General features: G+C 69.7%; 13 protein-coding genes. 9 read left to right on the top strand and 4 right to left on the bottom strand.

The annotated features are described in order from the left end of the window. Positions 1 to 35: 35 nt before the first annotated feature. Entirely contained in the window at positions 36 to 1,793 is a 1,758-nt protein-coding gene (locus CC117_RS03660; RefSeq protein WP_071082354.1) for a PAS domain-containing protein, read from the bottom strand. 673 nt (positions 1,794 to 2,466) lie between these two features. Here CC117_RS03660 and CC117_RS03655 point away from each other — a divergent pair. From CC117_RS03655 to CC117_RS03630, 6 genes are all read left to right on the top strand, one after another. Further along, on the top strand, positions 2,467 to 3,729 hold the full coding sequence (locus CC117_RS03655) for a CpaF family protein (RefSeq protein WP_071082357.1): 1,263 nt from the start codon (positions 2,467 to 2,469) through the stop codon (positions 3,727 to 3,729). Continuing rightward, positions 3,729 to 4,595 carry a type II secretion system F family protein gene (locus CC117_RS03650; protein WP_071082353.1) on the top strand — a complete coding sequence of 289 codons (867 nt, stop codon included), beginning with the start codon at positions 3,729 to 3,731 and terminating at the stop codon, positions 4,593 to 4,595. The genes CC117_RS03655 and CC117_RS03650 overlap by 1 nt, the downstream gene beginning before the upstream one ends. 31 nt (positions 4,596 to 4,626) lie before the next feature. Beyond that, the gene (locus tag CC117_RS03645) at positions 4,627 to 5,697 is read left to right on the top strand and encodes a type II secretion system F family protein (RefSeq protein WP_071082352.1); all 1,071 of its coding nucleotides are present in this window, start codon (positions 4,627 to 4,629) and stop codon (positions 5,695 to 5,697) included. Between the two features lie 141 nt (positions 5,698 to 5,838). Next, positions 5,839 to 6,075, top strand: a complete 237-nt coding sequence (locus CC117_RS03640; RefSeq protein WP_018635329.1) for a hypothetical protein — start codon at positions 5,839 to 5,841, stop codon at positions 6,073 to 6,075. 33 nt (positions 6,076 to 6,108) lie between these two features. Further along, positions 6,109 to 6,567, top strand: coding sequence for a TadE family protein (locus tag CC117_RS03635; protein WP_084131457.1), 459 nt, complete (start codon positions 6,109 to 6,111; stop codon positions 6,565 to 6,567). A 194-nt stretch (positions 6,568 to 6,761) separates the two neighbouring features. Beyond that, positions 6,762 to 7,199, top strand: a complete 438-nt coding sequence (locus CC117_RS03630) for a hypothetical protein (protein ID WP_071082351.1) — start codon at positions 6,762 to 6,764, stop codon at positions 7,197 to 7,199. A 158-nt stretch (positions 7,200 to 7,357) separates the two neighbouring features. On the opposite strand, the gene CC117_RS03625 is transcribed toward CC117_RS03630, so the two are convergent. From CC117_RS03625 to CC117_RS03615, 3 genes are all read right to left on the bottom strand, one after another. Beyond that, complete coding sequence (locus CC117_RS03625) at positions 7,358 to 7,696, bottom strand: XRE family transcriptional regulator (RefSeq protein WP_071082350.1); 339 nt, start codon at positions 7,694 to 7,696, stop codon at positions 7,358 to 7,360. After that, on the bottom strand, positions 7,693 to 8,055 hold the full coding sequence (locus CC117_RS03620; protein ID WP_071082349.1) for a type II toxin-antitoxin system RelE/ParE family toxin: 363 nt from the start codon (positions 8,053 to 8,055) through the stop codon (positions 7,693 to 7,695). Before CC117_RS03620 ends, CC117_RS03625 begins: the two co-directional genes overlap by 4 nt. Before the next feature lie 407 nt (positions 8,056 to 8,462). Beyond that, complete coding sequence (locus tag CC117_RS03615; RefSeq protein ID WP_071082348.1) at positions 8,463 to 9,188, bottom strand: class I SAM-dependent methyltransferase; 726 nt, start codon at positions 9,186 to 9,188, stop codon at positions 8,463 to 8,465. A gap of 840 nt (positions 9,189 to 10,028) precedes the next feature. Between CC117_RS03615 and CC117_RS03610 the strand changes: the two genes are divergently transcribed. From CC117_RS03610 to CC117_RS03600, 3 genes are all read left to right on the top strand, one after another. Next, positions 10,029 to 10,487 (top strand): helix-turn-helix domain-containing protein, encoded by a 459-nt coding sequence (locus tag CC117_RS03610; RefSeq protein ID WP_071082355.1) that lies wholly within the window; start codon positions 10,029 to 10,031, stop codon positions 10,485 to 10,487. A 3-nt stretch (positions 10,488 to 10,490) separates the two neighbouring features. Further along, positions 10,491 to 11,045: a PIN domain-containing protein gene (locus CC117_RS03605; RefSeq protein WP_071082347.1), complete on the top strand. Its 555-nt coding sequence runs from the start codon at positions 10,491 to 10,493 to the stop codon at positions 11,043 to 11,045. Between the two features lie 532 nt (positions 11,046 to 11,577). After that, the coding region (locus tag CC117_RS03600) for a phosphotransferase (RefSeq protein ID WP_157905338.1) at positions 11,578 to 12,203 on the top strand (626 nt) is incomplete at its 3' end.

The following is a 12,203-nucleotide window of genomic DNA, read 5'->3' as shown; positions in this document are numbered from 1 at the left end:
CCCACCCACAACCGGAAAAGTTCCTGGTCAACGCACTAGAGGCCTGAGATGAGGCCCTCGATCTCAGCCTCGACAATGCGCCGGTCGGTCACGTCGACGTACAGCCACACGTGGCCGTGGTAGCCCTCCGGGCCCGCGAGCGGAATGTGGCTGCGCTCGAACACCCGGCCGTCGGCGAACATCACCGCCTCACGCCGCAGCGTCCGGCGGCGGCGTAGGAGGGTGTCGAGTCGGTGAGCGAAGCCGGCTGGATCCTCCACCAGCCCGGGCATCGGCCGAATGTGCGCCCGGCAGTCCGTGCCGATGAGGTCGACCGGGGCCTCGGACAGGTCGAACAGGTCGCAGTACGCCTGATTCACAGCCACGACGCGGGCGTCCACATCCGCGACGAGCACCGCCGAGGGTAGCTCGGCGAGCAGCGTGGTCAACCAGCGCTCCCGCTCGTGGCACGCATCGGCGAGCCGCCGGATCTCGGTGAACGCRCATCCGCATCCGCTGTCGTCGGCACCGTGCCCAGGCCGCGCGTCCGCCGAGCCGCGACCCGGCTGGGACGCGAACGGATCCGTCGACCGCGAGCCCGATGCCGAGTTCCGTCCGGTCGACGAGTTCCGCGGAATGAAGGGATGGGGGCCGCTGACGGTGCTGTGCGCTGAGACGGCGGCACGCCACTCCGCCCCGGGCGGAAGCGCACCGCGGTGAGCGCCCGCGCCGGACCGGGGGACCGGGGGAAGATGGCTGTCCTCGCCGGCGTCCGTGTGCCGGCCGGCGTCCCGGCCGTCCGCCGCGCCGGGTCCGTGTGGTGTTCGTCCGGGAAGCCACGCTCGAGCCTGGCCCCGGGGTGGCCCGGCGAACGGCATGTCCCGGAACGGCATGTCCCGGAACGGCATGTCGGTGAAGGGAGTGTCGGCGAACGGGCGCCCCGGGCCATCCGGCCGGCGCGGGTCAGCAGGATCCACGCTCGGTGGGTCCACCTCGGCGGACGAGGGCTGGCGCGGGGACGGTACCGTCCAGCTCTGGCCCGGATGATCCACGTCATCGCTCGGCGGGAACCACAGGTCATCGGTGACCATGTCGAACCGGTCGAGTTCCTCGCGCAGCAGCTCGATGGTGTTCGGGCAGGTGGTGTCGCGCCCGTCGCCGCCGGCGGGAGCGGTGCCGCCGCTCTCGGGTTCCGCGTGGACCATGACGCCGGCCGTGTCGTCCACCTCGTTGATGGCATTGCCAGTGGGGGGGCCCGCAGCAGCATCCGCATCCGAACCGGCGGCATCCGAACCAGCGACGTGAGCGCCGGTCGCGTCGGTACCGGCGGCTGCGAGTCCGGCGTCCTGGTAGGTGACGTGGGCCGCCCCGGGCGCGCTGGTGCCGTCGAGCGCTCCCGTGCTCGGCCGGCTGTCAGGGCCGGGGTCGGAGAGGGCGCTGAGGGTGCCGGCGAACCGCCGGTGTCCGTTCTCGCCGACGACCGCCGCCGCCCGAAGAATCGCTGGCCGGGCGCTGCCGTCAGGCCGGAGCAGGCGAATCTGGATCGTCAGCTCGTCACCCTCGGTCACGAGCTGGCGCCAACGCCTGGTGACGGCACGGACGTCCTCGGGGTGCACCGCCCGTTCCCAGCCGCGCCCCACGGCCTTGTCGCGGGGCACTCCGGTCAGCACGGTCCAGTGTCGGTTCACAAAGACGTGCCGGCCTGAGACATCTGCGGTGAATATCCCGACCGGGCAGTTCTCGACAACTCGTCGGAAAACATCCCAGGCGGTCGCGAACACGTCGGACGGCTCGGGGTCGTGGTGCGCCTTCATCGTTGTCCCCGGGTGAGAGTCGGTCGGCGTGCGCAGAACGCGGCCGCTTTCCACTGCGGTGGTGGAACAGCCGTGCCCGGTGGGCGTTCGGCGGGGCGGGACAATGACTGACCGGGCACGTGAATGACCCCCGAGGCAGGCGTCGGCGGCGGTCGGCGACGTGGAAGGCGGTGTGGGGGAAGACCACCAGTCGGCGCGGACCGCGCGTTGTCGGTTTCTCTGTCGTGGCGCGACGTTCGGGTTTCTGACCGCCGGCAGATTACCGCTCTCGCGGCCCGATCCCGCTGCACCCGGCCGGCGTTTCGATGGTGATCTCACGACCCGTCGTCAGGCACTGGGAAGGCACTGCCCGAACGGATGGATGGCTCCGCGTAATCAGGGTAAAGGATGGCACTTTTCCCGTCAGCACCCTCGAAGATCTGTCACGCAGAGTGACATCGGTTCTGGGATCTGGTCGGGCTGCCGGCGGTGCGTGGCTGCCCGTGGTCCGACCCGGCGCCGAGGGGTCGCCGAGGTTGTGCGAACGTTGTTGCTTGCGTACCCCCTCGAAAGGGTTGATGGCGAGTGACCCGCTTTCTACGCTTCGTAGCGGTTGTCCGAAGCGCGCGGAGCGGGCCGCGCAGATATGGGCGAGGAGCGGCGATTTTCGGTGGCGGTGGCACGCGGGAACTGGATGGACGCGACCTCTCGGGTGGAAGGAGAGGTCCGTGAGYTGATACGTCGTCGATCCCTGGACCCGGTACGGGAACCCGTGCACATTCGTCAGCTCGTGGACGACGTCGTCGCCGAGTACGAGGAACGTGCTCTCACCAGTGATCTCCCGCCGGTGGTCGACCGGGATGCGACCGCCCGCACGGTCTATGACGCGGTGGCTGGTTTCGGTCCGCTGCAGCGRCATCTCGACGATCCCTCGGTAGAGGAGATCTGGATCAACGAACCCGGCCGGGTGTTTGTCGCCCGGCACGGCCGCAGCGAGCTGACAACCACGATTCTCACCCACGACCAGGTGCAGGACCTGGTCGAACGCATGCTGAAGTCGTCCGGGCGCCGGGTCGACCTCTCCACCCCGTTTGTTGACGCGATGCTGCCTGACGGTTCCCGGCTGCACGTCGTCATCCCCGACGTCACCCGAGTGCACTGGTCGGTGAACATCCGCAAGTTCGTCCTGTCCGCCGGCAGCATGGACGAGCTCGTCTCGCTCGGAACGATCACCCCGCACGCGGCGCTTTTCCTGGAGGCCGCGGTCATCTCCGGTCTCAACGTCATCGTCGCCGGCGGTACCCAGGCCGGGAAGACGACGATGCTCAACTGCCTGGGCTCGGCGATTCCCGCCCGCGAGCGGGTGATCAGCGTCGAGGAGGTCTTCGAGCTGCGCCTGCGTGCACCCGACTGGGTGGCCATGCAGACCCGCCAGGCGAACCTGGAGGGCTCCGGGGAGATCCGCCTGCGTCGCCTCATCAAGGAGGCGCTGCGGATGCGCCCGGACCGGATCCTCGTCGGCGAGGTGCGCCAGGAGGAGGCCCTCGACCTCCTGATCGCCCTCAACTCCGGGCTGCCCGGCATGTGCAGCCTCCACGCCAACTCGGCCCGCGAGGCGGTCACCAAGCTGTGCACCCTGCCGCTGCTCGCCGGGGAGAACGTCACGCACTCCTTCGTCGTGCCGACGGTCGCCGCCAGTGTGGACATCGTCGTCCACCTCGCCAAGGAGGCCGACGGCCGGCGGCGGGTCACCGAGATCGTCGCGCTCTCGGGGCGGGCCGAGGGCGACATCGTCGAGGTCGCCCAGATCTTCCAGAGCCGCGGCGCCATGCTGCTGCGCGCCGACGGCTACCCGCCCCACCCCGATCGGTTCCTGCGCGCCGGCTACGACCTGCCCGCCCTGCTCAGCGCACCCGCCCACGAGCGGGCCCACCCGCAGATCGCGGTTGAGCGCTGATGGGCATCCTGCTCGGTCTCGTTCTCGGCCTCGGCCTGTTCCTGATCGTGATGAGCGGACGTCCACGCGCACGCGGCGCGGCGGCTCGCGCCGAGGCCGGCTGGGCCCGCGACCTGCGCGAGACGCTGGCCCAGGCGGGCATCCGCGGCGTCAGCCCGCAGCAGTTCCTGCTGATCAGCGTCGCGCTGGGGCTGGTGGTCGGCCTGGTCATCCTGGCCTTCTCCGGCACGTTCTCCCTCGCCGGGGCCTTCGCGGTGTTCGCCTCGTTCATGCCCCGCCAGCTCGTTCTGCGCCGCCGCCGCTCCCGCATGCACGACCTGCGCGAGGTCTGGCCGGACGTCGTCGACAACCTCGCCAGCGCCGTGCGTGCCGGCCTGTCGCTGCCGGAGGCGCTCGCCGCGGTCGGTGTGCGCGGCCCGGTGCCGCTGCGCCCCGCGTTCACCCGCTTCGGCGAGGACTACCGCGCCACCGGATCGTTCACCACCTGCCTCGACCGTCTCGCCGACGAGCTGGCCGACCCCGTCGCCGACCGGATCATCGAGTCGCTGCGGATGGCCCGCGAGGTCGGCGGCACCGACCTCGGCCGGTTGCTGCGCACCCTGTCCACCTTCCTGCGGGAGGACGCCCGCACCCGCGCCGAGCTGGAGACCCGCCAGACCTGGACGGTGAACGCCGCCCGGCTCGCCATGGCCGCGCCGTGGATCGTCCTGCTGCTGCTCGCCAGTCGCGGCGAGAACGTCCGGGCCTACGACAGCCCGACCGGGGTCGCCGTCCTCGCGGGCGGGGCCGGCGTTTCCGTCCTGGCCTACCTGCTGATGAAACGGATCGGGCGGCTGCCCGAGGAGGAACGGGTGCTCCGGCGATGACACGCACTCCGCCCAGCGAAGGAGCCCGGCCATGAGCGCGGCGGCGACCGGCGCGCTGCTCGGCCTCATCCTGGGAACCGGCCTGGTCATCGTGATCTACCGGTCGCCCCCCGCACGCCGGGTGCGGCTCGCCGATCGGATCGACCCCTACCTGCGCGACACACCATCCCCGTCGCGGCTGCTCACGGAGACCCCGCGCCGCCGGGACGGCGGCGCCCCGAGCGGTGCCGGACCTGGCGCCGGGTCCGGGGCAGGGGCAGGGGCTGCGCCCGGCGAGAACGCGGAGCGTTCCCACCGCGCCCACGCCCGGGGGACGGCGGCGGCGTCCCGCCTGGGCCTCGGGACGGTCGAGGCGCTCGCCCGCCCGTTCCTCCACGACGCCGCGGCGCGCCTCGACCGCTTCCTCGGCGGCCGGGCGGCGCTCACCCGCCGGCTCGTCCAGGCCGGCAGCCGCACCTCGATCGAGGAGTTTCGTGCCCAGCAGGTGATCTGCGCGGTGACCGGCGCGCTGCTCGGTGCCCTCGTCCTGGCCGCGCGCACCCTGCTCGGTATCGGCCCGCCGGCGCTCGTCGGCGTCGCACTCGTCGTCGCCGGCACCGCCGGCGGCATCCTGACCAGGGACTGGTGGCTCAGCCGCGCGATCCGCGAGCGCGAGGACCGGATGCTCATGGAGTTCCCCACCGTCGCCGAACTGCTCGCCCTCGCCGTCACCGCCGGCGAGTCGGCGATCGGCGCGTTGGAACGGGTCAGCCGCCTCACCCGCGGCGAGCTCGGCACCGAACTGCGCCTCGCGCTCGCCGACGCCCACGCCGGCGCCACCCTCGTCCAGGCACTCGAAGGCATCGCCACCCGCACCCCGCTGCCGCCACTCACCCGCTTCGTCGACGGCATGGCCGTCGCCATCGAACGTGGCACACCGCTGGCGGACGTCCTACGTGCCCAGGCCGTGGACGTCCGTGAGGCCGGCAAACGCCAGCTGCTCGAAGCCGGCGGGCGCAAGGAGATCGCGATGATGATCCCGGTCGTCTTCCTCATTCTCCCGACGACGGTGATCTTCGCCTTCTACCCGGCGCTCGTCAGCTTCACGGTGATCGCCCAATGACATCCACAGGGCCTCGGTGACGTCCACAGGGGCCCCAGCGAGGTCCGCGGGGACAGTCAGGCCGCTCGTGCGGCAACCCGCACGGAAGACGGTGCGCACGCGGTAAGGCGCCGCGGCACCGGATCGACATCGGGAGGGGACATGAGAAGGTTCAGCGGAAGGCCAGGTCAGGCCGTCTCACAGGCGGCGGCACGATGGTCCGCCTGGCAGGCACGCCGGGTCGCGGCCGGCTCGGACCGCGGCGACGTGCCGGGCTGGGTGATGGTGACGGTGATGACCGCCGCCCTGGTGGTCGCGATCGCCACCCTCGCCACGCCGGCACTGCAGTCACTGTTCACCTCGGCCATCGAGCAGGTGACCGGCATCGGCGGCGACTGACGGGCCGTGCGCGAACGCATCAGAACTCCTCGCGTGCCCCCGCCGCGCGCGGGCGAACCGGGCACGGGCGACGGYGACGCTCAGGCGGAAGCCGGATCTCCCGGCGCGCAGGACGGCGCGGACAACGGTTCGGCGATYGTCGAGTTCGTCCTCGTCGGGACCCTGCTGTTGATCGTCATCCTGGGTGTCATCCAGGTGGGCCTTGTCCTGCATGTGCGCAACACCCTGGCCGCGGACGCCGCCGAGGGCGCCCGGCATGCCGCGAACGTGGACGTGCCCGCCGCCGAGGGCGGCACCTACGCCCAGCAGCTCATCGCCGAGTCGCTGCCCGGCCGCTCCGACGCCGTCTGCACCGGGCAGGAGGAGGAAGGCCCCGGAGACATCCCGCTGGTCCGGGTGACCTGCACCGTGGTCGTCCCGCTCAGCCTTGTCCCGCTCGGCGACGGCGTGACCCTGACGGTGACCGGCCACGCCGTGAAGGAGACCCCGTGACCCCACGGCTGGGACGTCTCGCCCGACCGGCCCGGCTCCTCCACCAGGTCCCGCGCGTCCTGCCCCGCTCGCCCAGGTTCGCCAGGCCCAGCAGGTTCRCCGGGTCCAACAGGTTCGCCGGCGCGGGCAGGCTTACGAGGCTCCCCCCGTCCGGTCGGGGCGCGAGGGCAGGCGACGCGGATCGCGGCTCCGCGATGATCGAGTTCGTGGGACTGTCACTGGTTCTCCTGGTTCCGTTCGTCTACCTCTTCCTTGCCGTTTTCGCTGTGCAACGGGCCGCCTTCGGCGTGACCCAGGCCGCACGCGAAGCCGGCCGCGCCTACGCCACCGCCCCGAGTGAATCCGCCGGCGTCGAACGCGCCCGGCTCGCCGCCCAGCTCGCCTTCGCCGACCAGGGCATCCACTCGGCGCCCGAGATCAGGTTCGCCCCGGAGGACGCGGACTGCGGCGCAGGCAGCCCCGGCGACGGCGCTGCCACCCTCGAACCGGGCGCCCGCTTCGTCATCTGCGTCCGAGCCCTCGTCCCCCTGCCCGGCGTCGGCGCGATCGCCGGCAGCCTCGCCGACGTCACCGTGAACGGCCAGTTCACGGTGGTCGTGGACGCCTACCGGGCCGACCGGTCAAGCGCCTGACCAGCGATTTTGCTGGGCCGATGATCTGAAGTCCCGTGGCATAGCGCTTGGAGGAGCGGTAACTGGCGCTGACTCGACCGGCGGTGGTGGCCGCCGTCCGGCAGATTGCGGACTCCCGCACGAGTCCACGGGAGCTCTCCGTTGATCACTGCCATCGATCAGGCGACGATGTAGCTCGAGTCGTCGAACTCGGCGGTGACTTTCAGCTTCCCGCCGAGAGCCTCGACGTAGGCGCGTAGAACCGATACGGACACGACGTCGAGCTTGCCGCGTTCCACGTCCGAGACGCGGGGGCCGGAGACGCCCATAGCTTCGGCGACTTCACGTTGGGTCAGGGTACGGTTGCGCCGCACCTCGGCCAGCCGGTAGGCGTGGATCTCGTCGTCGAGGCGGCGCTGCCCTGCCTCGCGATCGGCGTCGCTGCGGGGCGGGTGGCCCGCCGCGGTCCGGGCCTGCTCGGCCTGGCGCTTGACGTCTTCCCATCGCAGTGCAGTCACCGGTATTCCCTCCCGTCGATTTCGGCCAGATGGAGGTCGTAGCGTTCGTCGGCTAGGGGTATGGCTGTCTCGTACCAACGCTGCCAGTCGCCGGATTTGTCCCCGGCGACCACCAGCACCGCCCGGCGGACAGGGTCGAACGCGAACAGGATCCGGATCTCGCTCCGGCCCRCCGAAGCCGGCCGCAGCTCCTTCATGTTGTGGTGGCGCGAACCCTTGATCCRGTCCACCAGCGGCCGGCCGAGCGTCGGGCCCGCAGCCGCAAGTCGATCGATCGCGTCTTCAACGAGGTCGGCTGAGTGGGGGTCGTTCTTGGTCAGGTCAACGAACCATGCGGCGACATCGTCGACCAAGAGCACTTCCCAGCGCGACACTGCAACAGCTTAACCCAGAAGTTAAGTAGGGGCTCGCTGATCCCGGGGCGGCGAGCTAGATCACTAGCCTCGGCCCTCGCCCCTCCGTCTGGGTCTGGCTCCGTTCGGAGGTGGAGTGGGCGTCCAGGATGGCCCGCCCCGCCGACACGCGCGCTGGCCCGAGAGTGGCCCCCTGGCGGCTGTCATGATGATCGTCGGCGCGAGGCTTCGGGTCCACGACGTGAAACTCGCGGGCAGCGACAAGCCTGAGGTGAAGATCAAGTATTCATCGCGGTCCTTCGAAGCTGATGACGATCAAGGCTGTGCAGCGATTTCCGGCCGGTGGCCGAAGCCCCTTGCCGGGCCGGAGACGGGCAGTGCTGGTGCAGGCGGTGGCAGGGTGTCGCGGACGTTCAGACGGCCAGATCCAGAGTCGCGAGATAGCTGGCCCCGTCTCGCTCCACCATGCGCACACTCCATGGGGAGCCCTCGGTGAGGTGAGCCAGTTCATCGGGGGACACGAACAGATAATCGAACCACGGGGTCGCCGTGGCGCCATCCCTGACCCTCAGGGTCGCCTGTCCCGGGAGCCGCCCTCGCTTGATGTTCCATGCGTGATAGGCCACATGACTGTCGTCGGAGGTGCCATATGGGTCGATACCGCTAGCGAGTAGACGTGCGCCCGGAGCCGCGAGAGCAGCCAGGCTGGCCAGCACCTCAGGAGCACGTTCACGGCTGCCGAGCAAACCGAGGTTGTTACCCAACATCACAATCGTGTCGAAGGTGCCGAGCCCGTTTCCCGGCTGTGTCACTGTCCCCTCGACAACGTGACCACCGCGTTCCCGGGCGATAGCTGCGGCGCCGGGGGAAGGCTCGAGCCCGACCGCCTCGTGGCCCGCGCTGGAAAGCGTGAGTAGATGTCTGCCGGCGCCGCAGCCCACATCGAGGACCCGGCCGACGGCCCGTTCGCAGGCCCACCGTTCGGTCGTGATCCATGTGTCCGGGTCTGCGAAGTACTTGGCCGCGTCCTCGACATCGACACGGCCGTCGTCGCGCTCGAGTACCGCGAACACCGACCCCGGGCGGGCGCCGGACGCCCAGCAGCGGGTGAGCACGCGGCCGAACGCGTCTCCCAGCACCGGTTCGCATGGACCTGTCAGCACACTCTATTATGCTGCCATTACCGGCCCGGCGACGCACCCGAATTTCTGGCGACACAGTCCCACAGACCCTCGAAATGCCGTTTCGAGTCAGYGAGGATCACGTAACGGTTAGAGGCATTGACGGATGACCATCAGTCCCGCCCGGCCCCCGCCTGCAGGGCTCCCCCAACATCACCGGTGACCTCGACATCGTTCCCGAGCCGAATCCTGACAACCTCGCCCGGCTCGCGGCGGCCATCTCCGGCCCGTCCGTCCTACCCGGCCTCTACGAGGCGGCGGCCCGCCTTGCCGAGCCCGAGCGACGACTACGAACTCGGAACGGCCGCACTCCGCGTCGACCTCCCGCTGACGGGGCCGGACGACGATGCCGATGGAAGATCGACAACACCACGGTGAACTGGCGCACTTTCGTTCGCGCCGGATCAGGCTTTTCGCAGGTGAGCGCAGCGATAACGTGAAATGAACGGCCAGTTCACGGTGGTCATCGACGCTTACCGCGCCGACCGGTCAGGCGTCTGACCAGCGGTTGTGCCGTTCTGATGATCTGAAGTGGTGTAGCACAGCGCTCGGACGGCGGTGAACTGGCGTTGGCGCGACCTCGCGGTGGCCGGGGGTGGGAGTGCCTCACCGAACGCGGGAGCGTGGCCGTGGACGCGAGAGTCCTGCTCCAGGGGGCGTTAGCTGCCCAGGTCGTAGGCACGATGGGTGTCGGCCTACGCACCCGGGACTTGCGGATATTGCGTTTGTTGCGGATGATGCGGTTGGAGTCGCTGGGATCAGCGGACGGGGGCCATGGATGTTGGTGGGGTGGTGCGGATGCCCGGCCTGGTTGACGACGCCGCGGCGCGGCGGGATTCCGGTGCGGAGCTTGCTCGGCGTGCGGCGCGACGTATCAGTGAGTACCTCACGACGCACCCTGGTGCTGATCAGGACACGATCAGGGGGGAGTTGGCGGGTGATGACGCCCTGGTGGTCCCGCGGGAGGCGACCGTCCTGCTTGCCAGGATCCTCCTGCTTCTGGCGCAGGGGGAGAGTGTCAACGTCACGCCAGACTCCGCTGAGCTGACCACGCAGCAGGCAGCTGACTTCCTGAACGTGTCCCGGCCCTATCTGATCAGGCTGTTGGAGTCCGGCGAGATCCCGTTCCGTCTGGTCGGTACCCATCGGAGGGTCAGGTTCCGTGATCTTCACGAGTATCGGAGTCGCGACGACCTGGAGCGCAGGGGTGCGGCCGACGACCTGACCGCRCTGACCCAGGAACTGGGGTTGTACTGACCGATGGCCTTCAGCGTGGTCTATGACGCCAACGTGCTCTACCCGGACACGTTGCGCGATCTGCTGATCCGGATCGCGCAGTCGGGCCTGGTCCAGGCGAAGTGGACCAATGAGATCCTCGACGAGATGCTCGCCGCGGTCAGGCGAAACAGGCCGGAGATCTCGGCTGGGAAGCGCGACCGTCTCCGCAGTCTCATGAACGCATCCGTTCGGGACGTCCTGGTGTCCGGTTATGAGCCGCTGGTCGACGGACTGAAGCTTCCCGACCCTGATGACCGGCATGTGCTGGCTGCCGCGATCAAGGCTGGCGCGCAGGTCATCGTCACCCGGAACCTGAAGGATTTCCCGGCTGCCGATCTGGAACCGTGGGCCGTGGAGGCGCAGTCGCCCGATGCCTTTGTGCTGGACCAGCTGAGCATTAGAGGGCAGGCGGTGGTGGCGGCCATCCAACAGATCGTGGACTCCCGTACGAAGCCGCCGGAGTCCGTCGACGATGTCCTGCGACAACTCGAACGTAGCGGACTCGTGGAATCGATAGCGGCACTTCGCGCTCTGTAACCGTGTCGGCGCTGGTGCCCGCGTGCTCGACCTGCGGATCGGTGACGACGGGCGGAGGGCCCGGCCGGCCCYGCGGCGGCGGACCTTTCGCCAGCGGGGCGACGATGGCGAACTCGAAGCGACCGCGTTGATAGTCGACCCCTGCCATCCGGCTCAGAGACAGCACCGAGGGAAGATCGACGGCACCACGGTAAACTGGCGCACTTCCGCTCACGCCGGATCTGCATTTTCGCAGCTGAGCACAGCGATAACGTGAAATGAACGGCCAGTTCACCGTGGTCGTCGACGCTTACCGCGCCGATCGGTCAGGAGCCTGACCAGCGGCGTTTCTGGTCTGGGGCTTCCGCGCGGAGTGGCATAGCGCTTGGCCCAGGAGTGAACTGTGATCGACCCGATGGATGCCGCAGTCCAGCCCACGCTCTGATCTTCGGCCTGTGGTTGGTATCAGTGGGGCGTTACTGCTGGGGTACCCGCTGAAGCGAGGGTGGGTGACGAGCTGGTCTCGTGGAGGCGGGTCGGAAGGGAGGCCGGGATGTCGGCACGCCAGGGGAGGGATGGTCTGAACGCCGACCAGGCGCGGCGTGTGCGACTGTGCTACCCGGATTTCCGTCTCCGGGAGATGGTGGCGGACACCGGCAAGGCGGTTCTGCTGGCCGGCACCTATGGTGGTCAGCCGGCCGTCCTGAAAGTGCTTACCGATCAGGCGCGGCCGTGGCGGGAGCGGTTTGCTCGTGAAAGCGCCGCCTACGAGGCGTTCGCCGCCGAGCCTCCACCGGTGCGGGTCCCGGTGTTGCTGGCGCCTCCCGCTCCTGGGCTGCTGCTTGTCGAACGAATACCCGGCCTACCAGTGGCCCGCCATCGCTATCCGGATGCGCCCCTGTCCGAGGCGGCTGCCGCCGCGCTCCTGTACGTCTCCGACACGCTTTCGGACTGGGCAGCTCCGGCGGTCTTCGTTCCCGCGATCGACTATCCGCAGCGCATTCGTCGCTATGGTCCGGGTGGGCATGGCGTGCTCGGCGCTGACGCTGTCATGGGACTGCTGACTCTGTATCGGCGTATCGCGGGTCGCGTCCGCTGGCGGTTCGCCCACGGGGATCTCCTGCCTACCAACGTGCTGCTCGACGACGGCGCCGTCCCGGCGGTGCTCGACTGGGAGTA

Source organism: Parafrankia colletiae, from assembly GCF_001854655.1.
Classification (GTDB): Bacteria; Actinomycetota; Actinomycetes; order Frankiales; family Frankiaceae; genus Parafrankia; species Parafrankia colletiae.
Note: the sequence above shows the minus strand (reverse complement) of the source record. Positions and strands in the feature narration are given on the sequence as shown.

Bases quoted from the DNA above. Each gene is read 5' to 3' on its own strand.
- CC117_RS03650 (WP_071082353.1), top strand. From the start codon at position 3,729: ATGGGCATCCTGCTCGGTCTCGTTCTCGGCCTCGGCCTGTTCCTGATC.
- CC117_RS03645 (WP_071082352.1), top strand. From the start codon at position 4,627: ATGAGCGCGGCGGCGACCGGCGCGCTGCTCGGCCTCATCCTGGGAACC.
- CC117_RS03640 (WP_018635329.1), top strand. From the start codon at position 5,839: ATGAGAAGGTTCAGCGGAAGGCCAGGTCAGGCCGTCTCACAGGCGGCG.
- CC117_RS03630 (WP_071082351.1), top strand. From the start codon at position 6,762: ATGATCGAGTTCGTGGGACTGTCACTGGTTCTCCTGGTTCCGTTCGTC.
- CC117_RS03605 (WP_071082347.1), top strand. From the start codon at position 10,491: ATGGCCTTCAGCGTGGTCTATGACGCCAACGTGCTCTACCCGGACACG.